We start from the raw sequence: 22,917 nt of genomic DNA on the forward strand, positions 1-22,917 counted from the left end.
ACTCATGCCCAGAATGACCGCAGCCGACGCCGCCGTCGCAGTGCTGCGCCGCGAAGGCATCACAACTGCTTTCGGGTTGCCCGGCGCCGCCATCAACCCGTTCTACGCCGCGTTGCGCCGGGACGGAAACGTCGCGCACACGCTGGCCCGTCACGTCGAAGGCGCCTCGCACATGGCCGAGGGCTACACCCGGACCCAGCCGGGGAACATCGGCGTGTGCATCGGCACCTCGGGCCCGGCGGGCACCGACATGATCACCGGCCTGTACTCCGCCAGCGCGGACTCGATCCCGATCCTGTGCATCACCGGCCAGGCGCCGGTGGCCAAGCTGCACAAGGAAGACTTCCAGGCCGTCGACATCTCGGCCATCGCGGCCCCGGTCACCAAGTGGGCCGTGACGGTGATGGAGCCGGCGCAGGTGCCGGGTACGTTCCAGAAGGCGTTCTGGCTCATGCGCACCGGCCGGCCCGGCCCGGTGCTGATCGACCTGCCGATCGACGTGCAGCTGGCCGAGATCGACTTCGATATCGACTCCTACGAACCCCTGCCTGTCGCGAAACCGGCGGCGACGCGAGCGCAGGTCGACCGGGCCCTGGACCTCGTGGGCGCGGCGGAGCGGCCGGTGATCGTGGCCGGCGGCGGAATCATCAACGCCGACGCGGCGCAGCTGCTGGTCGAGTTCGCCGAGCTGACCGGCATTCCCGTGATCCCCACGCTCATGGGCTGGGGCACCATCCCCGACGACCATCCGCTGATGGCCGGCATGGCGGGAATCCAGACGAGCCACCGCGGCGCCAACGCCACCATGCTCGAAGCCGACTGCGTGCTGGGCATCGGCAACCGCTGGGCCAACCGGCACACGGGTGACCTCGACGTCTACCGCGGCGAGCGCACGTTCGTCCACGTCGACATCGAGCCGACGCAGATCGGCCGCGTGTTCGCGCCGCACTACGGGATCGTGTCCGACGCGAAGGCCGCGCTGGAGCAGTTCGTCGCGGTCGCCCGTGAGCGACGCGAGGCCGGGACCCTGCCGGATCGTTCGGCGTGGGCCGGGGATTGCGCGCGCCGCAAGTCCACGATGGAACGCAAGACGCACTTCGACGAGGTGCCGATCAAACCGCAGCGTGTCTACGAAGAGATGAACCAGGTGTTCGGGAAGGAGACCCGGTACGTCTCGGCCATCGGGCTTTCGCAGATTGCCGCGGCGCAGTTCCTGCACGTGTACCGGCCGAGGCACTGGATCAACTGTGGGCAGGCCGGACCGCTCGGGTGGACGGTCCCGGCGGCGCTGGGCGTGGCCACCGCCGACCCCGACGCCGAGGTCGTGGCAATCAGCGGGGACTACGACTTCCAGTTCATGCTCGAGGAGCTGGCCGTCGGCGCGCAGTTCAACCGCCCGTACGTCCACGTCCTGGTCAACAACTCCTACCTCGGCCTGATCCGGCAGGCGCAGCGGGCGTTCGACATGGACTACTGCGTGCAGCTGGGGTTCGAGAACGTCAACTCGCCCGAGACAGCCGGGTACGGCGTGGATCACGTCAAGGTGGCCGAAGGCCTGGGCTGCAAGGCCATTCGCGTGCGCCGGCCCGAGGATTTGAGGGCGGGCTTCGAGAAGGCGCGGCAGCTGGCAGCCGAGTACCGCGTGCCGGTGATCGTCGAGGTGATCCTGGAGCGGGTCACGAACATCTCGATGGGCGCGGATCTCGCGGGTGTGAACGAGTTCGAGCCGCTGGCCGAACGCCCGGAAGACGCGCCGACCGCGCTCACGCACTGACGCGTCCGAAGTGGAGGGTTCCGGTGCCGTAAGGAATCGGAAACTACTGCCGCGCCTTCGTCGGCGATTAGCCTGGTTTCCATCAGCCCGGCCAAGACGAAGGAAACATGCATGGTGAAACGCGTGGTGGCCGGCGGTCTCGCGGCCGTGGTCGCGGTCGGGCTCGCAGCTTGTTCGCCGGACGAGCCCGCCGCGCCCGCGGCCCCGGGGTCCCGCGCGGTGTACGTCACCAACTGGGCCTCCGACACCATCGCCGAGTTCGGGCTCGACGACGACGGTTCGCTGAAGGCACCGGCAATTTCACTGCCGGTGGGCAAAGGCGACACCCACCCGCAGGCGTCGATCCGCTCGCCCGACGGAAAATGGCTCTACGTCGGCAACTGGGGCACGCGCGACGTCACTCCTTTCCGGATCGAAGCCGACGGGCGCCTGACCGCGTTTCCCGCCGCGCACGGTCCGGCGCCGGAGCCCGTGACGCCGTCCGGCATCGCGCTGAGCCCGGACGGCAAGAACCTCTACACGGCCAACTTCAGCAACGGCGGTGACGGAACCGTTTCGCACTACCGCGTTTCGGCCGACGGACTGCCGCACGGCGTTGCGACGATCCCCGCTCACGGACGGGGCACGACGGCGCTGGCGGTCTCACCCGACGGCCGCACACTCGTCACGGCCAACAGCGCTTCGGGTGACGTCTCGACGTTCACCATCGCCGGCGACGGCAGCCTCACTTGGGTGACGACCATCGCCACGGGCAAGGGAGCGTTCTTCGCCGCCATCACCCCGGACAGCTCGCACGTGCTCGTCACCAATTCGCTGGCCGACAGCATCAGCTTCCTCAACCTGGGCGCGGACTCACGGCCTGCGTTGGTCAGTACCGTGCCCAACCCGGCCGACGAGCCCCGCGGCATCGTCCTGACCGCCAAGGGCGACCGCGCCTACATCGCGAATTTCGCGAACGGCACCGGCCCCGGCCACATCACGACGTTCAGGGTGACCGCCACCGGCCTCAGCCAGGCGGGCCCGGCAGTGCCGACCGGCGGCAACGGCGCCGAGGGCATCGCCTTGTCCCACGACGGCCGTACCCTCTACAACGCGAACTTCAACACCGACGGCGACGGCAGCGTCACGAGCTACGCGCTGGCCGCCGACGGCTCGGTGGGCGGCCCGCGACCGCCGGTGCTCACGGGTGGCCGTCAGCCCGACCTGACGAGTATCACCCTGCCGACGAGCTGACCGGGCCGGCCCCGGATGCCGCTTCCAGGGCCGGCACCGGTCACCTGCCTTCGAATCTGACGTAGTTCTGCGTCCGGGCGGTGACGCGCAAGTCGTTCGAGGTCAGCCAGCCGGTGTCCCGGTCGGCTTGTGGTGCCGTGGGGCCGACGCGCTGCGACGTTTGCGTGGCCGACAGGTAGCGGCCGTGGTTCTTGGAGTCCGGATTGGACACGTCGGCGGAATAGGCTGCCAGGTGCTCGGGATCGCGGCCGGCGAGGTAGACGCGGCCGGACACGGTGGTGGCCGGTCCGACGTTCGTGCCTGCGGACACGGGGGTCACGACCTCCGACGCAACCGGATCACGGGTGGTGGTGGCGGACGCGCTCGGCGCCGCACCCAGCGGCAGGGTCAGGGTGAGTGCCGCACTCAGCGGACTGATCGTGCGGCGAGCCCAAGCCGCACCACGCTGTCTTCGTAGCCACTCGATCGTGGCCACGACGGCACTTTCACCGCTGCGGTAAGGAAGTCGAAAGATCTCAGGTGAGCATGTGCATCCCGCCGAAGAACGCGACGGCGAGGACGCCCACGGCGAACCCGACGAACAGCGCCGCCCCGAGGCCGGGCCGCAGTCGCGTGCCCGCGTAGGCCAGGCCCAGCGTGAGGATGAGCCACGAGCCGATGAGGGCCACGCCGCTCATCATGGACTCGGCGAAGATGGCGGCGACTCGCGCGCCGGCCGCGACGAACAGGGCGAACCCCGCCGCCGCGGCCGGAATGATCCAGGACTTGCGGCTAAGGTGCGGCGTGGGGGTGGTTTCCGGTGACCTTTGCATGACAACGCTCCTTGGCTGGATGACCACTGTTCGTAGTGTGCCCCGCGTCACCGTGAAGATCCCTTACCGTCGGCTAACGCCGCGTCTGCCTAGTGCTCGCGCAGGTAGCGGATCATGCCGATCACGTCCTCGGGCACGAGCCGCCCGATCGCGCCGCTGGAGTAGACACTCACCAGAACCTTGCCCGCCGGGTCGAGCAGGAAGCCCGTGGACTGGACGTAGAGCGGGTCCTCGTTCAAGAACGCTCCGGTCGCGTCGTGGAGCGTGCGGGCGTCGGCACTGTGGCCGACCGGGAAGGTGATCTTGTGCTTGGCCGTCAGGTCCTTTGTGGTCGCTTCATCGTCCACTGACAGCGCGACGACCTTGACGTCGAGCTCCGCCAACGTGTCGGCGGCACGCTGGAACGCCCGCAGCTGGGCGTTGCAGTACGGGCACCAGCTGCCGCGGTAGAACAGCACCACGGCGAAGTGCCCGGCCAGCTCGGCGGGCAGCGGGCGGACGGTGCCGTCAACAGTGGTCAGCGACAGGTCGGGGAAGGTGTCTCCGGGGTGGAGCAGGGGCATGACGAGACCCTTTCTGGTGGGGTTTCCGGCTTCGAGAACAGCCACGGCGCGGCTTTCGTCTCCCGCCGACGTTGGCGACAGGCGCTGCACATTGATTTGCGTCGCGCGGCCGCCGGTTCTTACCCGGTTCGGCCGAGATTTCCCGGGGGGTAATGTCGGCGGACGTGGATCCGGAGTCAGCCGAGTGGGTGCGCGCGCTGTCCGACGGCGCGCCGGCGCGCGATGCGGCGGTCGCGCGGCTGCACGGCAGCCTGTTGCGGATCGCGCGCGCCGAGTGCGGGCGCCGCGGGGCCGGCGGCGATGTCGATGATCTCGCCCAGCAGGCGGCGACTGACGCGGTCGTGGCGGTGCTCGCCAAGCTGGGGGAGTTCCGCGGGGAGAGCCGGTTCACCACGTGGGCGTACAAGTTCGTGGTGTTCGAGGTGTCCGCGACGCTCGGCCGCCACTTCCGGCGCCCGTCGCCGGAGGGCTGGGACGTCGAGGACTGGACCGCGTTCCCGGACCGGTTCGGGCTCGTGCCCGAGCAGCAGGCGGAATGGCAGGACCTGGTGCTCGGCCTGCGCAAAGCCGTGCACGAGGTGCTGAGCGAGCGGCAGCGGCGGGTGTTCGTGGCGCTGGTGCTCAACGCGGTTCCGCTCGACGCGCTCGTGGCCGAGCTCGCCACCAATCGCAACGCGATCTACAAAACCCTCTTCGACGCCCGGCGCAAGCTGCGCGCGCGGCTCGTCGCCGAGGGCTACCTGGACGAGCCGGGAGGGCGAGCGTGAGCGACCTGAGTGCGTTGGAGCGTTTCCTCGACACCGACCCGCGCGACGGCGGGTGCGCGGAGGCGATGGAGCTGCTGCACGTCTACGCCGAGCTGCTCCAGCGAGGCGAGGACGCGGCCAGGTTCCACCCGCGCATCGCCGCGCACCTGCGTTCGTGCGGTCCGTGCGAGGAAGACCTCGAGGGCTTGCTCCTGGCCATTGAGGACGGTGCCGGTTAGGGGTTCGTAATGATCGAGGTGGCCCTTGAGTGGGTAGCTTCGGGGACGTGATGTTCCGACGTTGTGCCCTTGCTGCCTGCGCGTTGCTCCTCGCCGCCTGCAGCGCTGCTCCGGCCGCTCCGGCCGCGCCGCCGTTCGTGTTTCCTCAGGCCTCGGCCGGCGTCGCGACGTGGACACCGTGGCCTTCGGCGTTGCATGACGCCCGGCATTCGGGCGCCTCGGCGGAGTCCGGACCGACGCACGGCACCATCCGCTGGCAACGCCGTCTCGAAGGCGCCACGACCCCGGGCCCGGTGGTCGGCGCGGACGGCACTGTCTACCTCGCGTCGAACGGTGGCGTTCTCCACGCCCTCGACCCGGCCGACGGGCACGACAAGTGGACCTATGACACGAAGAACCCCGTGGGCGGCGACCTGTCGATCTCACCCCTAGTCCTCCGTGACGGCACGATCCTCGTGCCCAGCGGTGAGGATCTGATCGCGTTGTCCCCGACCGGCCGGCCACTGTGGACGAAGACGTTTTCTTCCAGGGTGACGTCCCCGGTCTCCTTCGACGGGAGCCGGGTCTACGTCGGGACCGGCGACGGCGCGGTGTCCGCAGTGGACACCACGGCCGGCCACGTAATCTGGACCGTCGACACCGGAACGACTTCCTACGGCTCGGTGGTCACCGACGGCCACGGACGCGTCTACACCACGGCCGACTCGTCGTTGATCGCCCTCGACGACCAGGGCACCTCCGCCCGCGTCGCGTGGCGTGTGGACCCCCACGACGACATCACCGAGGTCTCCGCGGGCCTCGCCCCGGACGGCACCGTGCTGCTGGGCACCAACGGCCTCGCAGAATGGGCTTACCACCCGGACGGGAAACTCGCCTGGCAGGCGCCGCGGGTGATCACGTACTCCTCACCCGTGGTCACCGCCACCGGCCTGGCCTACGTCGCCGACCACAGTGGACAGGTCCACGTCTTCGACGTCCACACCGGACACGAGACCACCCACTACGGCCCCATCGGCGCCCAAATCTGGAGCTCGACCATTGTCGACCGCACCTACCACCTCTATTTCGGCGGCGAGAACGGCCACGCCTACGGCTACAACCCCGACGGCACTCGGCTGTTCGACGTCGACCTCGGTGGCAAAGTGGACAGCTACCCGGCCCTCACGGGAGACGGCGCGCTGGTGATCGGCAGCCGCAACGGACTGGTCACCGCCATCGACTGAGTCAAAACGGCTCAGGCCGGATACCGGAGCTCGATCTCGGCCAGCTTGCGGTCCACGACCTGTTGCGCCGCCGTCCTGGGGGAGACCGCGTGGGTCTGCGACCGGGCGAGCAGGTCGGTGACGATGCGGTCCATCGCCTCGCGGACCTTGGCTTCGGCCTGCCGCGCGTCCGCGTCGAGGTCGCCGAACAGGGTCCACCACCACCAGGCGTTGGTGGCCGAGTTGGCCGCGAAATCGGGGATCACGGTGACGCCGCGGGCAGCGAGTGCGGTCTCGGCCCCAGTCGTGGTCGGCATGTTGGCCGCCTCGACGACGATGCTCGCGGTGACGCGGTGTTGGTTCGTCTCATCGAGGCAGTAGGAAACCGCTGCCGGGACAAGGACGTCGCACTCGAGGTCGAGCCAGGAGCCCGGCGGGAGCTCGCGGTCGGCCGGGCGCAGTCGAGTGCGGTCCAGGCCGCCCAACGGATCGCGGGTGAGCAGGAGACGCTCGACGTCGAGACCCTCGGGATTCGCCACAACGCCGTCGGCGTCGGCGATACCCACGACGAGGACGCCGGCCCGCGCCAGATAGCGCGCGGTCGCCCCGCCCATCGAACCGAAGCCCTGTACGACCGCGCGCCTGGGCGCCGAAGACAGCCCGAGCCGGTCCATCGCCGTGAGCGCGGCCTGCGCGACGCCCAGCCCGCCGACGAGCTCGGGCAACGCGACTCCGTCGACGTCGATCGAAAACGCCTTCGCCAGCCGGGCGCGCGCCTCGTCGGCGTTGTCCAGCAAGGGATAGACAGCCTGCACGGAACTGTCCATGCCGAGCTCCGCCACGACCTCGTCGATCGTCTCCTGCCGGACGCCCAGGTCCTCCCCGGTGGCCCAGTGCCGTTCGACGATCGCGCGCACCGCCGCCAGGAACCGGGTGAGCACGCCGCGGGCCTCGGGGTCGTGCGGACTGCAGTCGAGGCCGCCCTTGGCGCCGCCGAGCGGGATGTAGCGAGTGCCGGGTTCGTAGTGCAGCGCTTCCTTGCGGGTCATGCCCGCCGCGAGGCCACCTATCTCGTCGAGCGTGCAACCTTCGCGCATGCGCAACCCGCCGCTCGCGACGCCGCGGACCAGGCGGTCGACGACCACGAACCCGCGCCGGCCTGTCTCGGCGTCGGTCCAGGTGATCGAGAGATGTGGCTCTCGCGCTGTCATGCGTGCCCCGTTCGTCTTCGCCCGCTACTGAATCACGATGCAGTAGCGGGCGAACGATTTGTCAACAGGCCGGCGAGTCGGCGAGACCCAGCTCGTGCACGACGTGCCGACGCGCCCACTCCTGCATCCGTTCCCGGTTCTGCACCCCGCCGTGCACCAGTGCCTGCACGGCAAGGCCGTCGAGGAACGCGGTGATCCGCCACGCCGCGCCACGCGGGTCGGGCGCGGTGAACTCGCCGGCGTGCACGCCGTCCTGGATGATCGTGACGAGGGCTTCCTTCCACCGCAGGTCCAGCTCGCGGCCGACCTGCCGGAGCTCGGGTTCGCGCAGTGCTGCCGACCAGCCCTCGATCCACAGGCGCCAGCCCTTCGCCTGCCCGGTCGGCGCGTACCAGTCCAGCGCGGTGTGCAGGCGTTCGGACGCGGTGACCACGCCTTCGGTGAGTTGCGCCAGCGTTTCGAGATCGCGTTGCGCGGCCCAGGTGAAGGCCTCCGCGATCAACGCTTCCTTGTTCTTGAAGTGGTAGAGCACGAGCGAGGTGCTCACCGACAGGTCGGCCGCGACGTCGGCCATCCGCACGGCGTGGATCCCGGCCTGCTCGATGTGGCGAACGGTGGCGCGCAAGATCTCGTCCCGGCGCACGGTGGTGTCTTTCCGGCTACGGCTCACGGGGGCGAGCTTATCCTGAACGACGAATCAGTAGTGACTCACAGGACACCCGCGCGGAGCGCGAAGGCCACCGCCTGCGTGCGGTTGCGGAGGTTGAACCGGCCGATGATCGAGGCCAGATCCTTTTTCACCGTGCTCTCCGAGTAGACCAGGGTTTTGGCGATCTCGCGCGTCTCGACGCCTTCGGCGAGCATGCGGAGGATCTCGACCTCGCGGGTGGACAGTCCGGGGCCGGTGTAACCCAGGGGTTCCAGGACGTTGCGTTGCAGGCCGCGGATTTGGGCGACGAGGTTGCCGAGCAGACGGGGCGACAGGACGGCGGAGCCGTTGGCGCTCGAGAGGACCGCGTCGGAGAGGTCGGCGCCGGTCGCGGTGGTGCGGTCGAGGACGGCGACGACGCCGTGGCTGACGAGGGAGAGCAGGGAGTGCTCCCGCACGTCGGCGGTGAGCAGGACGATGGGGGCGGCGAGGACGGCCGCGGCATGGACGCGGCGCATCGTGGCCGTGGAGAAGCGGTCGTCGACGACGACGGTGACGTCGGGGGGCGGCTCGTCGCCCGACGTGCGCGGAGCTTCGACGCCCAGGAGCTTGCGGATGGCTTCGGTCGTCAGCGGGTCGGGGCCGAAGACCGTGACCGCGACTTCGGTGAGCGACCGGCGCGGCCTGGCCGCGACGGGTGAACCGGACGTCACGACGAATCCCTCCTCCGGTGCCGTTCTCCCACTGAAGATACTGAGCGATTTCGCCGGAAACCGGTTTCGCAAGAGTTCGGTCACATGAGAAATCCGGTGGTCGAACCAAGACGAGGCGAATGGTTCCTCAGCGCTGGAGGGCGTGCGCCGCGAGAACGTGGGCGACGGCTTCGGTGACCTGGCGCGCGAAGGGGATGTTGAGCCACTCGTCGGGCACGTGCATGTTCGACTCGGCGCCGACCGCGCCCGTGACGAGGAAAGCCGCGTCCGGGTAGGCCTGGCCGAGCATCTGCATGAACGGGATCCCGCCGCCCAGACCCATGAACTGGTGTGGGGCTTCGAAAACCCCGGATTCGAGGGCGGCCGACAACCACGCCGGCGGCTCGGGCGCGCACCAGCCGTCCTGGGCCATCACGTCGGTGAGGGTCGCCGAAGCCCCGAACGGCACGTCGGTGGTGGTCACCCGTTCCAGCGCGGCCGCCGCGTCGGCCGCGTTGACGGTGGGCGGCAGGCGGAAGCTGAGCCGCAGTGACGTCGAGGCTCGCAGGACCGCGCCGGCTTCGGCCACGTCCGGCAGGCCGGCCGCGCCGGTGACCGACAACGTCGGGCGCCAGGTGTTGTTGAGGATGCGCTCGGCCTCGTCGTCGTCGGCGGGCCGGCCGCCTGCGACGAGGGACAGCGGGCGCAGTGTCGACAGTGGACGCAGCTCGGCCAGCCGCTGCGCGTCCGCCACGCGTTCGGGCGGGATCGGCGCGTTCAGTTCCGGCAGCAGGATCCGGCCGGTGGCGGGATCTTCGAGCCGGTCGAGCAACAGCCGCAGGATGCGGAACGAGCTGGCGACGACACCGCTGGCGATCCCGGAGTGCACGGCTTCTTGAAGCACGGCGACGGTGAGCGTGGCCTGGAGGATCCCGCGTAGGCTCCGCGTGACCCACAGCCGTTCGAAGTCACCGCCGCCGGAGTCCAAACAGGTCACGAGACTGACGCGGCCGAGCCGGTCCGCCAGGTGGTCGAGGTAGTCCGGCAGGCCGGGGCTGCCCGACTCCTCGCCCGCCTCCAGCACGAGAACCACGCGGCAGTGCTCGCCGCCGGCGGCCCGGACCGCGGTGAGGGCCGCGTAGGCCGCGTAACCGTCGTCTACCGCGCCGCGCCCGTAGAGCCGGTCACCGCGCACCACCGGTTGCCACGGGCCGAGTCCTTCGGACCAGCCGTCGAACGGTGGCTGCTTGTCGAGGTGCCCGTAGAGCAGGGCCGTGCCCTCGCCCGACGCTCCCGGCGTGGCGGGGATTTCCGCCAACAGCAGTGGTGGCACGCCGTCGAGCTCCACGACGTCGACAGTGCTGCCCGCCGGCGCGTTCGCCTCGATCCAGCCGCGGACGTGCTCGACCGCGCGGCGCAGGTGGCCGCGTTCGCGCCATTGCGCGTCGTACGCGGGGGAGACCGCGGGGATCGCCACGAACTCCGCGAGGCTCGGCAGAACCCGCTCCGCCCAAGCGGCCTCGACGTGGGCTCGCACCTGTTCGATTTCCACCAGTCCGCCTCACTTCTTGGTGACTACCCGATCATCGAATCACAAGACGCCGGCGCGCAGGGCGAACGCGACGGCCTGGACGCGGTTGCGGAGCTTGTAGCGGGTGGTGAGGCTGTGCAGGACGTGCTTGATCGTGCTCTCCGAATACGTCAGCTTTCAAGCGATCTCGGCGGTTTCCGCTCCGTCGGCCAGGAGCCGCAGCACCTCGACCTCACGCTCGGAGGCCGGCGCTGTTTACGCCCAGGGGCCCGAGCGTTTCGCGTTGCATCCGCCGCACCAGGCCGCGAAGAGTCCCGAGCAGGTTCTGCGGCATCACGCTGTGCTGGTGCGCGGCGGCCGACACCGCGGCCGCGAGCTCGGCGCCGTCGGCCGATTTGCTGTCCACGATGGCCACGACGCCGTGCTCGATCAACGTGAGCAGCGCGGCTTCCTCGATGCCGGCGGTGAGCAGCACGACCGGGACACCCGAGGACTGCAGGGCCCGCAGCTGCGCCACGGTCGCCGCGTTCACATGCGGTGTCGAGAAGACGAGGACGACGGGACGCGAGCCCGGGCGTGTCCGCACGAGGCCGGTGTGGCTTTCGAGGACCAGCCGCAGGCCCGTGGCGCTGAGGGTGTCCGTGGCCTCCACGCGGACCGAAACCTGCTGGGCGACCCGCGGCCGGAGCGCGACGGGGTGGGATCCCGGGACGGGGGGCCGGGGCCGGACCGCAACGTGTTCCATGGTGCTCTTTCCTTGCCTGTCTCGTCATCCGGAGTCGGTGCGGGGACGCGGGCGTGCTCCTGGTGCTCCTCCAGCATGCCTCGGGCGCGTGGGCGCGGCATTGACGAAAGCTTTATCGCACACGGCGATCACCCGCGCACGGTTGGTGTCATTCGTTCTTCGGTGGCCGAGCCTCGAAAAGACTCATGCGACGAATACCGTCGCGGTGGCCGGGGACGATCTACGCTCGTCCGGCGGACAGCAGTGAACCGCAACTCGTCCGCCGGCGAAAGGTGTGGCACCGAGATGGCCGAAGTGGACCCCGAGGTCGAATACACCGTCACCCACCAGTGGGTGCGGCGGCTGCCGGACGAATCCGCACGCATCGGCGTCAGCGACTTCGCGCAGGAGGAGCTGGGCGACATCATCTCCGTGTCCCTGCCGTCGGTGGGCACCGAGGTCGTGGCGGGCGAGCCGTTCGGCGAGGTCGAGTCGACGAAGAGCGTGGCCGAGGTCTACGCGCCGGTGTCCGGTGTGGTCACCGCGGTCAACGGCCTGCTCGCCGACAGCCCGGAGGTCGTCAACGACGATCCGTACGGCGACGGCTGGCTCGTCACCGTCGACGTGCGGGCCGGGGAGTCGAAGCTGCTGGGCGCGCAGGACTACCGGACCTTGACCGAGCGCTGAACCAGCCGGGCGAGGCAGGCGTAGGTCGCTTCGACCAGCGCCATCTTGCGGGGGTCATCGCGCGGGTGGGAGCCCATCCGGTTCATCACGTATCCGAAGCCGATGCCGCTCTCCGGGTCGGCGAACCCCGTCGAGCCGCCGAACCCGTCGTGGCCGAAGCCGCGGGGGTTTGGGCCGAAGCTGAGCTGGTCGCTGCCGAGGGTGAAGCCGAGGCCGAACTCGTTGTCCAGCCCCATGACCAGGTCGCGGCAGCGGCCCTGGCCGGCGCGGCCGAGCTCGATGGTTTCGTGCCGCAGCAGCCGTTCCGAACCGTCGGCGAGGGCGCCGTAGATCGTGGCGAGGCCGTGGGCGGTGCCGTGCCCGTTCGCCGCCGGCACCTCGGCGACGCGCCAGCGGGTGAGGTTCGCCGTGCGGCCAAGGGGAAGCGGGTTGGCGAGCGCCGCCAGCGTCGCGCGGTCCGGCGCGACCGTCCGGTCCGGACCGGCGCCCGGCTCGACCATCGTGGAGCAGCGCGTGAGATCGTCGCGGCTCACTCCGATGTGGACGTCCACATTGAGTGGTAACGCCACGTTGGCGCGGAAGAACTCGCCGACGGTCTGCCCGGTGATCCGGCGGATCACCTCGCCCACGAGGAAACCGTAGGACAGCGCGTGATATCCGCTGGCCGAACCGGGCTCGAACAACGGTTCCTGCGCGGACAGGAGCAGGGTCATCTTCGTCCAGTCGAGCAGGTCGTCGATCTGGAGCGGGTGCTCGGGCGCGACCCCGGTGACCCCGGAGCGGTGCGAAAGCAGCCACCGGACGGGGATGCCGGCCTTGCCCGCGGCGGCGAACTCGGGCCAGTAGCGGGCGACCGGCGCGTCGAGGTCGAGGTCGCCGCTTTCCACGAGCTGCAAGGCGCACAGCGCGACCAGGCCCTTGGTGCTCGACCACAAGTTGGTCAGCGTCGGGCGCAGCCACGGAGCCCGGCGCTCCTCGTCCGCCCAGCCACCCCACAGGTCCACGACGGTCCGGCCGCGCACCACGACGGTGACGGCCGCGCCCAGCTCGTTCCGCTCGGCGAAGTTCTGCCGGAAACCTGGGCCACCGGCTCGAAGCCTTCGGCGGTCTCACCGTGGACGGGTGCGGGGGACGAGAGCGGCATCGGGCTTTCCTTAGGTCGAGGCGAGATCGCCGGACGCGCTGGTGGCGGCCCGGCGAAGCCGATTCTCCCCGGCCGTGCGGCGGGAAAACACGGAGTTGGCCGGAAGGCGGGAAACGTCGCCCGCGCGATCACGGGATCTTCCGCAGGAGTTCGTCGAGTGCGCGCCGGGCCTGCTGCCCGTCGTGCTCGCGGTGTTGCTGGTGGTAGAGCTCCACCGCTTGGCGCAGGCTCTTCACCGCGAGGTCGTGGCGGCCCAGCTGCTCGTAGGCCGCGCCGAGCGTGAGCAGGGTGTCCGGAATGGAGAACATCTCGTCCCCGAACAGCGCCAGCGCCTCCTCGAGGAAGGCAATGGCCCCGCCGAGGTTCCCGAGACCGAGGTGGATGGTCCCGAGAGTGTCCAAAAGGGCCGGACGGATGTTGTTCATGTGGGCCTCGTCGGCCAGCGCGAGAGTCTTTTCCGAGATTTCCAGCGCTCTCTCGTACTGGCGCTCCAGCTGCAAGGCCCAGGCCAGGTGGTTGCCGACCCATGCCCGGATCGCCGGCGGCAGCTCGGCGGCAAGGCGCCACGCGTCCGTGCTCAGCTCGACGGCCTCGGCGGTCCGCTGCGCCCGCACGGAGATCTCGGACCACGCGTTGAGGCTGAGCACGCGCTGCGACACGTCCTTGAGTTCCTCGGCGATCCTCAGCGCCACCTCGACGTGCTGGACGGCTTCCTCGTGCCGGCCGGTGCGGGTGAGGGCCTGCGCGATCACGCGGTGGGCCAGGCATTCGGAGCTGCGTTCCTCGAGGATCTGGGCGGCGGCCAGCCCGTCGCGCCAGACGCCGATGGCGTGGTGAGCGTCGCCCTGGGTGGCGTAGAGCGAACTGCTTCCCCACGCCAGCTGCCACACGATTCTGTGCCACTCGCGCTCTTTCGCCACCGACCGGACGGCGCCGATGTTCTCGGCCTCCGTGTTCACCCACCGCTTGGCCTCGGTGCTGTCGCGCAGCGGCACGGGCGTGCACCCTGCGGGCAGCGGCACGGGGGTGATGGGCGGACGTCCGGCGTCGGCGAGTGTGACCGCGTGAATCAAGGTGTGGAGGTTAAAGCACGTGAGACGATGGAGCGCGGACGTGATTTGTTCGTTGTCACGCGAAAGCTGTGCGAGTTCTCGCGCGTACGCACGCACCAGGTCGTGGAGGCGGAAGCGGCCCGGCTCGTGTTGCTGAACCAACGAAGCGCGTTCGAGAACTCGCAGCGCGGTCCGCGTCGCCGCATAGGTCTTGCCCGCGAGTGACGCGGCGGCGTCGAGCGAGATGTCCGGGCCGGGGACGAGACCGAGGAGCGTGAACAGTTCCGCGGGCTCGCCCGCCAGCGCCGCCAGCGACGTCCGCAGCACGGCCCGGATGCTGAGGTCGGTGCCGATCTCCAGCGCGTTGAGGGTGGAGCCGGAGTCGACGAGCTCGTCGGCCAGCGCGGTGAGTGCGAACTCGGGGTGCTCCTGAGCCCGGCCGACGACGATGCTGAGCGCGAGCGGCAGGCCTCCGCACGCGTCGGCGAGCCGAGTGACGGCGGCGGGTTCCGCCGCTGTTCGCGACGGGCCCAGCCGCGAGACGAGCAGCTGCCGGGCCGCGGCGCCGTCGAGGACGTCGAGGGAGATGAGGTCCGCGTGGTGGCTCGAGACCAAAGTGGTCAGCCGGTTGCGGCTCGTGACCACGACCGGGCACTGCGGAGTGCCCGGCAGCAGCGGCGTGACCTGGTCGGCGTCGAGCGCGTTGTCGATGACCACCAACAGGCGTTTGTCAGCCACCAGGCTGCGGTAAAGACCGCTCATCGCGGCGAGGTCCTGCGGGACGGCCGCCGGCTTCACCCCGAGCGCGGAGAGGAATGCGCGCACCGCGGTCTCCGGTGGCACCCGGTCCCCGGACGGCGCGAACCCACGCAGATCCACGAACAGCTGCCCGTCGGGGTACCGGCCGGCGTGGTCGTGCGCCCAGCGCAGCGCGAGACAGGTCTTGCCGACCCCGCCGGGGCCGACTATCACCGACACCGGAGCGTCCGCCAGCGCTTCGAGCTCCCGGTCCCGCCCGGTGAACGCGCGGGGCGGCGCGGGCAGCTGCCGCGGAACCGGCGGTGGCAGGCCGGGATCGTCGTCGGCGGAGCCGGGACGCGAGGGGCGATCGTCCACAGTGGCCTCGTCACGCAGGATCGCCTGGTACACGGACCTCAGCGCGGGCCCGGGATCGACCCCGAGCTCCTCGGCCAGCAGCGTCTTCACCTTCTGGAAGTGCCGCAGCGCATCGGCCTGGCGGCCGGTGCGGTGCCACGCGATCATGAGCTGGCCGGCGAGCCGTTCGTCGTACGGGTGGTGCTCGGCCCGGCTGGTGAGCGTCGGCAGCACCTGCGCGTGGCGGCCGAGTTCGAGCTGCAGGTCCGTTCTGGCCAGCAGCACTTCCTCGCGTTCGGCCCGCAACGCCGTGCGGAACTCCCGCAGCCACGGGCTGTCCAGCCCCGCGAACGGTTCGCCCCGCCACAGGTCCAGCGCTTCGTCGTAGAACCCGACCTTCTCCTCGGCGTCCTCCGTGCGGCGGGCGAGACAGACCAGCCGCCGGAACCGGTGCACGTCGACGTGGTCGGGCTCGACGTCGAGAACATAACCGTGGCCCCGGCGCACGATCTGGTGCTCACCCGCCAGCCCCGTGCGCAGCCGGGTGAAGTAGCTGTGCACCATGCCCCGCGCGCTGCCCGGTGCTTCGTCGCCCCACACGCGGACCACGAGGTCGTCGAGCGAGACCGGCTGTCCGGCTTCGAGCAGCAGCGACACCAGGATGCCGCGCGGCCCCGCCGGACCGATCGGCTGGGGCTCCTCGCCCCGGACCACCTCGACGTTGCCCAGGAGCCGGAAGCCGAGAGACATCTGAGACCACCTCTGACCCGCTCCGCGCGAACATTCGCCACATCTTAAGCACGGCCGCCGAATGTCTCACCCGACAGGTAACCGCGTCCCGCATTGTAGTTCCGCGCCGCCGACGAATTCGGATCCGGAATCCTTGTCATTCGATTAAGGAATGGGCCGCGTCATGCCGCACGTGTTCGGTCGCGGCGGCTACATTCGCCAGGACGCCTCACGAAAGGAGCCCCGACATGGCCGCAGGAGCCCGGACCGTGGGCTTCACCGGCATCTGCCTGGGGTATTTCGCGATCATCCTCGACGGCAGCGTGCTCAACATCGCGGTGCCCGCATTGCGCGACGACCTCAAGACGTCCCTGGCCTCGGTCCAGTGGGTGATCAACGCGTACACGCTCTGCCTCGCCGCGCTGCTGCTCACGGCGGGAGCCCTGGGTGACCGCTGGGGCCTGCGCCGGTGTTTCCTCTGGGGCACCACGATCTTCACCGCCGCCTCGCTGGCCTGCTCGCTCGCGCCGTCGGTGCACGTCCTCATCGCGGCCCGTGTGGTCCAGGGCGTGGGTGCGGCGGCGCTGCTGCCGGCGACGCTCGCGCTGATCCGCACGCTGTTCTCCGACGACGGCGAACGCGCCCGCGCCACGGCCATCTGGGTGTCCACCGGCGCGATCTCCACCGCGGTGGGACCGATGGTGGGCGGGCTGCTGATCGACGCGTTCGGCTGGCGCAGCATCTTCCTGATCAACCTGCCCATCGGCGTCGCCGCGATCCTGCTCGCCCGGGCCGGGATCACGGAGGCGCCGCGGCACGAGCGCAAGGTCGACCACGCCGGGCAGCTCACGGCCGTGGCCGCGCTGGGGCTGATCACCGCGGGCGTGATCGTGAGCGGCAGCGCCGGCTGGAGCTCCCCGCTCAGCCTCGGCCTGCTGGCCGGCGGCCTCCTGTCCGCCGCCGCGTTCTGGCTGGTCGAACGTCGGGTCGCGCAGCCGATGCTGCCGAGAGGATTCTTCTCGGTCCGGGTGCGCTCGGTCGCGGTGGCGAGCGCGGCGTTCATGGGGTTCCTCTTCTACGGCACGCTTTTCGTGATGTCGCTGTACTTCCAGCAGGTCCGCGGGTGGTCGGCGGGCGAGGCCGGGATCGCGCTCCTGCCGCTCACGGTCGGGTCGACGATCGGCTCGCTCGTGCTTTACCGGCCGCTGTCCCGGCGGTTCGGCAACCCCGTGGCGCTGCTGACCGGCTTCGCCTGCTGCGCGTCCGGCGTCGCGGTGCTGCTGATCTTCACCGGGGCCACGGCGTACGTGCCGGTCGCCGTCGGCCTGATGCTGGTCGGGGTGTCGAGCACGATCGCGTTCTCCGCGCTCACGTCGCTGCTGGTGCCGAGCGTGCCGGTCAGCCAGTCGGGGGTCGCGTCCGGCGTGCAGAACACGAGCCGGCAGTCGGGTGCCCTGATGTCGGTGTCGGTGCTGGGCGCGATCCTGAACACGGCGGCGTTCACAGCGCGGCTGCCGATCGCGCTGAGCGTGCTCGCCGCGGTGGTCGTGCTCGCGCTCGTCGCGGCCGGGTTCGCGACGCGGCCGGCCCGTTGAACCGTTGTCCGTTCGGCTACCGAAAAACGGTCTGTACGACCAAGATCGGCCCGGGGCCGGTTCACCCGGCGGGGCCGCCGGGTAGCCAGGTGCCGACCCGGACGAAGGGAAGTTCTCATGTCGGCTGGCACTCGGTGGCACGTGATCCCACGAACCGCGGGGCTGTGCGTGCTCTGGCTCCTCATCGGACTCGCGCTGGCCGTCCAGGCCGTGCTGGTGCTCGGCACGAGCACGGTCGGCCAGCCCGCGCTGGAAGTCGTCGTGGCCGTGCTGGGCTTGATCCTGGTGGGGTGCTCGATCGCCGGGCTGGTGTCCCCGCGCCTGCGCGGCCGGTGAGCTACTGGTCGAGCACGACGTCGGTCTCCGGCCGGGCGCGGCAGACGAGGGTCCGCCCGGCCGAGGGCGGTTCGAGTGGCCCCGGGTCGTATGTCGTCGTCCCGGCGAGCAGTGGGGTGTCGCAGGTGTGGCAGACGCCGCTGCGGCAGGCCCAGCGCGTGGGCACAGCACAGGCTTCGGCCAGCTCCAGCAGGGTTTTCCGTCGTCGCGCCACCGGACCGTGAGGCCGCTGCGGGCGAAGGTGACGGCGGGACCGGTTCCGGGAGGGCCGTCCGGCTGGTGCGGCGCGACGGTGACAGCTCCGCGCACGCCGGGGTTGATCGCGGCGAGGGCACCGAAGAGTTCCGTGCGGACGTCAGCGCAAACCCGGGCGAACAGGGCTTCGCGGACGTCGTCCATGAAAGCCCGCGGGCCGCAGACGTACGCGGTGGCGTCGGCCGGCAGGGCGAGCTCCTTCAGCGTCCGACCGGTCACGCGCCGTCCGTCGGCGCCGGATTCCGGCCGGGTGTGGACGAAGTGCACGTGACTCTTCGGCAGCTTTGCGAGCAGGCCGCGGACTTCGAGCTCGAACGCCTGGTCCGCCGTGTTCCGGGCCGTCTGGATCCACCAGACCTCGCGCTCGGGCTCCTCGGCGGCGAGTTGGTGCAGCATCGCCAGCACGGGGGTGACGCCGACGCCGGCGGACAGCAGCACGACCGGGCCGGAACCCGGCTCCAGCACGAAGTCGCCGCGCGGCGCGGCCACGTCGAGGGTGTCGCCGGCCTTCAGCACGTCGTGCACGTAGGTGCTCGCGGCGCCGTCGCGCTTCACGTTGAGGCGGTAGCCCTCGGTCGTCGAGAGCGAATAGCTGCGGACCAGCGGCGTTCCTTCGGCGCCGGGCAGCCGGACGGTGAGGTACTGGCCGGGCCGCGCGGCCGGGAGGGTTCGCCGGGCGCGTCGAGGTACACGGACATAATGGTCGCGCTCTCGCGTACGAGCCTCGTCACGGTGAGCGGCCGGAACCCGGTCCAGCCCGGGCCCGCGGGCTTCTCGGCCGGGCTGAGCAGGTCCCGGAAAGACTGGCGCCAGCCGGGGCTGAGCGCGGGGAGGTCGACGGCGGATTCGAGGGCTTCGGTGGTGCGGTTCGGGGTGTAGAGCAGGGCGTCGACGTCGGCGACGGTCATCCCGTGCGGCCCGCGCCGCGTCCGCACGATCTCGTCGCCGGACCGCACGTGGCCCTCTTCGAGCACCCGGAAGTAGAACCCCGGCCGCCCGTGGGACACCAGCAGCGACGGCAGGTCCGGCTCGTTCAGGCGCATGCCGACGCGGAAGCACGTGACGCGCGGCTGCGTCACCTCGAACTCCGCCTCGCCGATGCGGTAGCGGTCGCCGACGCAGACCTCGTCGTCGGGCAGGCCGGTGACGGTGAAGTTCTCGCCGAACTGCCCGAATTCGTAGCTCTCGTGCCCGAAGTACGCCTGCCAGTACTCGATCGATTCCAGCTGGTAGAAGAAAACTGCCCGCTGCTCGCCGCCGTGGCCGTACGGGTCGCCCTGTCCGTCGCCGTCGACGTTGCGCCTCCGCACCATCCGGGGGCCGCTGACCGCGCTCTTCCAGATGCCGGTGTGGACGATCCTGCCGTTCCACTCGACGTCCTTGGGCATTCCCACGTTGACCGACACCAGCGTTGACACTCGGGCTCCTTCCTCGATGGCGCCAAACTACTGTGGGGCGCGTTTTCCCCGGAGCGGGGAAATGGTCACCTCACATGAAATTTTCGGAGGATCTTGTTAGATTTTCCGAATGACAACGCTGCGCGCCCTGGAATGTCTGGTCGCCCTCGTGGAAGAGGGCTCGGTGACGCGTGCCGCGGCCTCGTTGCAGATGTCGCAGCCCGCGCTGTCGCACCAGCTCGCCTCGCTCGAACGCGAGATCGGCACCCCGATGGTGCAGAAGATGGGCCGCGGCGTGCTGGTGACCGCGGCCGGCCACGCGGTCGCGGAAGAGGCGCGGGTGGCGTTGAAAGCGTCCGAACGCGCGGTGCGCGTGGGCCGCCAGATCGGCTCCGGCGGCGCGGGCCGGCTGCGGATCGCCTGCGCGGAGACGATGACGGCGTGGCTGCTCGTGCCGGTGCTGCGGCACTGGCGGGCGCGCCGGTCCGAGGTGCTCATCGAGCTCAGCGAGCACACGAGTTCCGACCGGATGGTGGATCTCGTGGCCTCGGGCGAGGTCGATGTCGCCGTGGGGCCGCGGCCGTCCGAGACCGGTGAGCACCTCGAAGTGCTCGGTGAAGAAGAGGTGGTGGTCGTCGCGCCGGCGGGCCACCCGTTCGCCGAACGCCTGTCGGTGCCGTTCGCGGATCTCGCGGCGGAGCCGTTCGTCCACTTCGTGAGCGACAACGGGTTGTCGGTGTGGCTCGACCAGCTCGCCGCGGAACACGGCGTGGTGCTGGATCCCGTGCTGCGGACCAGGAGTCCGCGCACTGCAGCGCAGCTCGCGGCCGCGGGAATGGGCGTGACGATCGTGCCCGTCTCCGCGCTGCCGGCTCGCCCGCCGGGTGTGGTGCGGCGGCTGGATCCCTTGGTGGAGCGGGAGATCGTGGTGGTGGTCGCGTCGCCGTCGGACTCGCTGGTCGAGCTGTTCGTGGGCGATCTGCGCCGGCGCGGGCTGCCGGGTGGCCGCCCCTCACGCGCGAACTGAGAGTGTGACGGAATTCTTTCGGTCTCCGCGACGCGGGTTTCGCACCGCCTGCCGCGGCTACCGTGGCGGTCGACCTGGTTGTCGACCGGGAACGCGAGGTGGGTTCGCGGGCGCGGACCGACACCGGACTCTCTTCTCCCGCAAGGATTCCCGCGGCTTCGTGCGGTCCGGCGCGCGTTCCCCCGAACACGGAAGAAGCGCGTACGTGGATCAGCTGCAGGCTTATGTACTCGACGTCGACGGGACCGACATCCAAGCGGAGGGCGCGCTGCTGCGCGAAGGTGGCTCGGCGGTGGTGGTGGAGCTGCCGGGCGGGGTCCGCGCCTGGGCGGTCGGCCACGCCGGCACGCTGAAGTCCCTGCTGACCGACAGCAGAGTGTCCAAGGACCCGCGGCAGCACTGGGCCGCGTGGAAGGAAGACCGCATCGCCGCCGACTGGCCGCTGCGGCTCTGGGTGTCGGTGCAGAACATGTTCACCGCCTACGGAAGCGACCACCGGCGGCTGCGCTCGCTGGTCGCGTCGGGCTTCACCGCGAAGCGGACGATGGAGCTCAAGCCGTGGGTCGAACGCATCACGGCGACGCTGCTCGACGAGGTGGCCTCACTGGGCCGGGCGAACGGTGTCGTCGACCTGCGGGCAGCTTTCGCGTATCAGCTGCCGGTGGAGGTCATCTGCCGGCTGTTCGGCGTGGACGACTCGCAGCGCGCCGGCCTGCGCAAGGTGGTGGACACCGTCTTCGACACGACGACCACCCCCGAAGCCGCGCAGGCCAACGCCGAGGACATGTACCGGATCCTCACGGGCCTGGCCGCGCAGAAGCGCGCGCAGCCCGGCGACGACGTGACGAGCGCGATCATCCAGGCCGACTCCGACCGCTTCGGCCGGCTCACCGACGCCGAGGTCGTCGACACGCTCATCCTCATGCTGACCGCCGGGCACGAGACGACCGTGAACCTGCTGGACCAGGCCGTGACGGCGATGCTTACGCACCCGGAGCAGCTCGCGCTCGTGCGGTCCGGCGAACGCACCTGGAGTGACGTCGTCGAGGAAACCCTGCGATGGCAAGCCCCCGTGGCGTACCTGCCGCTGCGGTACGCGGTAGCGGACATCGATCTGGGTGACGTCGTGATCCCCGAGGGGGACGCGATCCTCGCCGCCTACGCCGCGGCCGGGCGTGACGAGGCGGAGTACGGCGAGACCGCGGGCGAGTTCGACGTCACGCGCGGGGTGAAGCAGCACCTGGCGTTCGGGCACGGGATCCACCACTGCCTCGGTGCCCCGCTGGCGCGGCTCGAGGCGACGACGGCGTTGCGGATGTTGTTCGAGCGGTTCCCGGACCTGGCGTTCGCGGAGCCGTCGACGCGGTTGGTGCCGATGAGCTCGTTCCTGTCGAATGGTCACGCGGAGCTGCCGGTACGCCTGGGGCGCGACGCGTCTGTCTGACGGGCGGAGCGGTGGCCTCGATTCGGAGCGGAATCGAGGCCACCGTGGTGTTCTTTTGGCTCAGGTCAGGGGTTCGCCGCCGTCAACGCGCAGGGTCACGCCGGTCAGGAACGGGTTGGTCATCGCGAACAGTACGGCCAACGCGATGTCGTCGACGGTGCCGATGCGTCGGGCCGGGTTGTGCGTGCGGAAGTGTTCGAAGTAGGCGGCTTTGCCTTCTTCGCCCATGGCGTCCCAGATGCCGGTGTCGATGACGCCCGGGGAGATGGCGTTCACGCGGATCGGCGCGAGCTCCAGCGACAGCGAGCGCGTGAGGAAGTCGGCCGCGCCGTTGGTGATGGCGACGCCGAGGAAGCCGACCGCGGGCTTGAACGCGGCCACACCGGAGAAAAGTGTGAAGGAACCGCCTTCGGCGAGGTGCGGGGCGAAGTGCTTGGCCAGCATGACGGGCCCGATGACCTTGGTGTCGAACGAGCGGCGCAGCGCGTCGCGGTCCAGCTCTTCGAGGCGGCCGCGAGCTCGTGACGACGCCGTGGTGACGAGGTGGTCGACCGAGCCCAGGCGGTCGGCCAGTGCCGCGATGGACTTGTCGACGGTGACGTCGACCTCTTCGGCGCGGATGCCTTCGTCGTCGTAGGCCTGCTCCAACTTGGCCTTGTCTCGGCCCGCGACCACGACCTGGGCGCCCTCGGCACGTGCGGCGAGCGTGACTGCCCGGGCGATGCCGCTCGGTCGTCCGATGACCAGAACCGTGCGATTTTCCAGCGCTGTCTGCACGAC

At 70.3% G+C, this 22,917-nt stretch carries 24 protein-coding genes and 1 pseudogene; 10 read left to right on the plus strand and 15 right to left on the minus strand.

Translation table 11 applies throughout. The annotated features are described in order from the left end of the window. The first annotated feature begins 4 nt into the window (after window positions 1–4). On the plus strand, window positions 5–1,774 hold the full coding sequence (gcl, locus tag AB0M56_RS43785) for a glyoxylate carboligase (RefSeq protein WP_364187554.1): 1,770 nt from the start codon (window positions 5–7) through the stop codon (window positions 1,772–1,774). 111 nt (window positions 1,775–1,885) lie between these two features. Then, window positions 1,886–3,007, plus strand: coding sequence for a beta-propeller fold lactonase family protein (locus tag AB0M56_RS43790; protein ID WP_364187557.1), 1,122 nt, complete (start codon window positions 1,886–1,888; stop codon window positions 3,005–3,007). Between the two features lie 40 nt (window positions 3,008–3,047). Here the strand turns inward: AB0M56_RS43790 and AB0M56_RS43795 are convergent, their stop codons facing one another. From AB0M56_RS43795 to AB0M56_RS43805, 3 genes are all read right to left on the minus strand, one after another. Next, window positions 3,048–3,482, minus strand: a complete 435-nt coding sequence (locus AB0M56_RS43795) for a protease pro-enzyme activation domain-containing protein (RefSeq protein ID WP_364187560.1) — start codon at window positions 3,480–3,482, stop codon at window positions 3,048–3,050. A gap of 40 nt (window positions 3,483–3,522) precedes the next feature. Continuing rightward, window positions 3,523–3,819, minus strand: coding sequence for a hypothetical protein (locus AB0M56_RS43800; protein WP_364187563.1), 297 nt, complete (start codon window positions 3,817–3,819; stop codon window positions 3,523–3,525). A gap of 89 nt (window positions 3,820–3,908) precedes the next feature. Continuing rightward, entirely contained in the window at window positions 3,909–4,382 is a 474-nt protein-coding gene (locus tag AB0M56_RS43805; protein WP_364187566.1) for a peroxiredoxin family protein, read from the minus strand. 164 nt (window positions 4,383–4,546) lie between these two features. Between AB0M56_RS43805 and AB0M56_RS43810 the strand changes: the two genes are divergently transcribed. Genes AB0M56_RS43810 through AB0M56_RS43820 form a run of 3 tightly spaced genes read left to right on the plus strand, consistent with a single transcriptional unit; the run spans window position 4,547 to window position 6,590 of the window. Beyond that, window positions 4,547–5,149 (plus strand): sigma-70 family RNA polymerase sigma factor, encoded by a 603-nt coding sequence (locus AB0M56_RS43810; protein WP_364187569.1) that lies wholly within the window; start codon window positions 4,547–4,549, stop codon window positions 5,147–5,149. Then, a complete protein-coding gene (locus tag AB0M56_RS43815) occupies window positions 5,146–5,367 on the plus strand; it encodes a hypothetical protein (protein ID WP_364187572.1) in 222 nt (73 codons plus the stop codon). The genes AB0M56_RS43810 and AB0M56_RS43815 overlap by 4 nt, the downstream gene beginning before the upstream one ends. Before the next feature lie 29 nt (window positions 5,368–5,396). Then, window positions 5,397–6,590: a PQQ-binding-like beta-propeller repeat protein gene (locus AB0M56_RS43820; protein ID WP_364187575.1), complete on the plus strand. Its 1,194-nt coding sequence runs from the start codon at window positions 5,397–5,399 to the stop codon at window positions 6,588–6,590. Between the two features lie 11 nt (window positions 6,591–6,601). Here AB0M56_RS43820 and AB0M56_RS43825 read toward each other — a convergent pair whose 3' ends face one another. The 6 genes from AB0M56_RS43825 to AB0M56_RS43850 form a co-directional block, all read right to left on the minus strand. Continuing rightward, window positions 6,602–7,780, minus strand: a complete 1,179-nt coding sequence (locus AB0M56_RS43825; protein ID WP_364187578.1) for a Glu/Leu/Phe/Val dehydrogenase dimerization domain-containing protein — start codon at window positions 7,778–7,780, stop codon at window positions 6,602–6,604. Between the two features lie 61 nt (window positions 7,781–7,841). After that, window positions 7,842–8,450 carry a TetR/AcrR family transcriptional regulator gene (locus AB0M56_RS43830; protein ID WP_364187581.1) on the minus strand — a complete coding sequence of 203 codons (609 nt, stop codon included), beginning with the start codon at window positions 8,448–8,450 and terminating at the stop codon, window positions 7,842–7,844. Between the two features lie 38 nt (window positions 8,451–8,488). Further along, a complete protein-coding gene (locus tag AB0M56_RS43835) occupies window positions 8,489–9,142 on the minus strand; it encodes a response regulator transcription factor (RefSeq protein ID WP_364187583.1) in 654 nt (217 codons plus the stop codon). A 127-nt stretch (window positions 9,143–9,269) separates the two neighbouring features. After that, window positions 9,270–10,673, minus strand: a complete 1,404-nt coding sequence (locus AB0M56_RS43840; protein ID WP_364187585.1) for a M20/M25/M40 family metallo-hydrolase — start codon at window positions 10,671–10,673, stop codon at window positions 9,270–9,272. 156 nt (window positions 10,674–10,829) lie between these two features. Then, window positions 10,830–10,877, minus strand: a complete 48-nt coding sequence (locus tag AB0M56_RS43845; RefSeq protein ID WP_364187680.1) for a hypothetical protein — start codon at window positions 10,875–10,877, stop codon at window positions 10,830–10,832. 7 nt (window positions 10,878–10,884) lie between these two features. Further along, the gene (locus AB0M56_RS43850; protein ID WP_364187587.1) at window positions 10,885–11,397 is read right to left on the minus strand and encodes a hypothetical protein; all 513 of its coding nucleotides are present in this window, start codon (window positions 11,395–11,397) and stop codon (window positions 10,885–10,887) included. Between the two features lie 285 nt (window positions 11,398–11,682). Here AB0M56_RS43850 and gcvH point away from each other — a divergent pair, with 285 nt between their 5' ends. Then, window positions 11,683–12,063: a glycine cleavage system protein GcvH gene (gene gcvH, locus AB0M56_RS43855; RefSeq protein WP_364187590.1), complete on the plus strand. Its 381-nt coding sequence runs from the start codon at window positions 11,683–11,685 to the stop codon at window positions 12,061–12,063. Here the strand turns inward: gcvH and AB0M56_RS43860 are convergent. Next, window positions 12,039–13,088: a serine hydrolase domain-containing protein gene (locus tag AB0M56_RS43860; protein ID WP_364187593.1), complete on the minus strand. Its 1,050-nt coding sequence runs from the start codon at window positions 13,086–13,088 to the stop codon at window positions 12,039–12,041. The two genes, gcvH and AB0M56_RS43860, sit on opposite strands and share 25 nt — an antisense overlap. 247 nt (window positions 13,089–13,335) lie before the next feature. Then, complete coding sequence (locus tag AB0M56_RS43865; protein WP_364187595.1) at window positions 13,336–16,104, minus strand: BTAD domain-containing putative transcriptional regulator; 2,769 nt, start codon at window positions 16,102–16,104, stop codon at window positions 13,336–13,338. A gap of 227 nt (window positions 16,105–16,331) precedes the next feature. Here AB0M56_RS43865 and AB0M56_RS43870 point away from each other — a divergent pair, with 227 nt between their 5' ends. Together AB0M56_RS43870 and AB0M56_RS43875 are read left to right on the plus strand one after the other, a co-directional pair. Then, window positions 16,332–17,678 (plus strand): MFS transporter, encoded by a 1,347-nt coding sequence (locus AB0M56_RS43870; RefSeq protein ID WP_364187598.1) that lies wholly within the window; start codon window positions 16,332–16,334, stop codon window positions 17,676–17,678. Window positions 17,679–17,795: 117 nt separating this feature from the next. Then, window positions 17,796–18,014, plus strand: coding sequence for a hypothetical protein (locus AB0M56_RS43875; protein ID WP_364187600.1), 219 nt, complete (start codon window positions 17,796–17,798; stop codon window positions 18,012–18,014). A 1-nt stretch (window position 18,015) separates the two neighbouring features. Here the strand turns inward: AB0M56_RS43875 and AB0M56_RS43880 are convergent, their stop codons facing one another. The 3 genes and pseudogenes from AB0M56_RS43880 to AB0M56_RS43890 all read right to left on the minus strand — a co-directional run bounded on the left by AB0M56_RS43880 (window position 18,016) and on the right by AB0M56_RS43890 (window position 19,687). Further along, on the minus strand, window positions 18,016–18,228 hold the full coding sequence (locus AB0M56_RS43880) for a 2Fe-2S iron-sulfur cluster-binding protein (RefSeq protein ID WP_364187603.1): 213 nt from the start codon (window positions 18,226–18,228) through the stop codon (window positions 18,016–18,018). A 230-nt stretch (window positions 18,229–18,458) separates the two neighbouring features. Next, window positions 18,459–18,896 (minus strand): annotated as a pseudogene (locus tag AB0M56_RS43885) (sulfurase); the annotation flags it as partial. Then, window positions 18,821–19,687 (minus strand): MOSC domain-containing protein, encoded by an 867-nt coding sequence (locus AB0M56_RS43890; protein WP_364187605.1) that lies wholly within the window; start codon window positions 19,685–19,687, stop codon window positions 18,821–18,823. The gene AB0M56_RS43890 and the pseudogene AB0M56_RS43885, both read right to left, overlap by 76 nt. 109 nt (window positions 19,688–19,796) lie before the next feature. Between AB0M56_RS43890 and AB0M56_RS43895 the strand changes: the two genes are divergently transcribed. Beyond that, window positions 19,797–20,693: a LysR family transcriptional regulator gene (locus AB0M56_RS43895; protein WP_364187608.1), complete on the plus strand. Its 897-nt coding sequence runs from the start codon at window positions 19,797–19,799 to the stop codon at window positions 20,691–20,693. A gap of 205 nt (window positions 20,694–20,898) precedes the next feature. Beyond that, the gene (locus tag AB0M56_RS43900) at window positions 20,899–22,137 is read left to right on the plus strand and encodes a cytochrome P450 (RefSeq protein WP_364187611.1); all 1,239 of its coding nucleotides are present in this window, start codon (window positions 20,899–20,901) and stop codon (window positions 22,135–22,137) included. 60 nt (window positions 22,138–22,197) lie between these two features. On the opposite strand, the gene AB0M56_RS43905 is transcribed toward AB0M56_RS43900, so the two are convergent. Then, the gene (locus tag AB0M56_RS43905) at window positions 22,198–22,914 is read right to left on the minus strand and encodes an SDR family oxidoreductase (protein ID WP_364187613.1); all 717 of its coding nucleotides are present in this window, start codon (window positions 22,912–22,914) and stop codon (window positions 22,198–22,200) included. Window positions 22,915–22,917: the final 3 nt, after the last annotated feature.

Source organism: Amycolatopsis sp. NPDC051372 (assembly GCF_040682095.1).
In the GTDB taxonomy this organism is placed as follows: domain Bacteria; phylum Actinomycetota; class Actinomycetes; order Mycobacteriales; family Pseudonocardiaceae; genus Amycolatopsis.

Excerpts from the sequence above, each read along its gene's own strand:
- AB0M56_RS43825 (WP_364187578.1), bottom strand. The coding sequence starts at position 7,780 with ATGACAGCGCGAGAGCCACATCTCTCGATCACCTGGACCGACGCCGAG.
- AB0M56_RS43800 (WP_364187563.1), bottom strand. The coding sequence starts at position 3,819 with ATGCAAAGGTCACCGGAAACCACCCCCACGCCGCACCTTAGCCGCAAG.
- AB0M56_RS43790 (WP_364187557.1), top strand. The coding sequence starts at position 1,886 with ATGGTGAAACGCGTGGTGGCCGGCGGTCTCGCGGCCGTGGTCGCGGTC.
- AB0M56_RS43875 (WP_364187600.1), top strand. The coding sequence starts at position 17,796 with ATGTCGGCTGGCACTCGGTGGCACGTGATCCCACGAACCGCGGGGCTG.
- AB0M56_RS43865 (WP_364187595.1), bottom strand. The coding sequence starts at position 16,104 with ATGTCTCTCGGCTTCCGGCTCCTGGGCAACGTCGAGGTGGTCCGGGGC.
- AB0M56_RS43895 (WP_364187608.1), top strand. The coding sequence starts at position 19,797 with ATGACAACGCTGCGCGCCCTGGAATGTCTGGTCGCCCTCGTGGAAGAG.
- AB0M56_RS43870 (WP_364187598.1), top strand. The coding sequence starts at position 16,332 with ATGGCCGCAGGAGCCCGGACCGTGGGCTTCACCGGCATCTGCCTGGGG.
- AB0M56_RS43805 (WP_364187566.1), bottom strand. The coding sequence starts at position 4,382 with ATGCCCCTGCTCCACCCCGGAGACACCTTCCCCGACCTGTCGCTGACC.
- AB0M56_RS43850 (WP_364187587.1), bottom strand. The coding sequence starts at position 11,397 with ATGGAACACGTTGCGGTCCGGCCCCGGCCCCCCGTCCCGGGATCCCAC.
- gcvH (WP_364187590.1), top strand. The coding sequence starts at position 11,683 with ATGGCCGAAGTGGACCCCGAGGTCGAATACACCGTCACCCACCAGTGG.
- gcl (WP_364187554.1), top strand. The coding sequence starts at position 5 with ATGCCCAGAATGACCGCAGCCGACGCCGCCGTCGCAGTGCTGCGCCGC.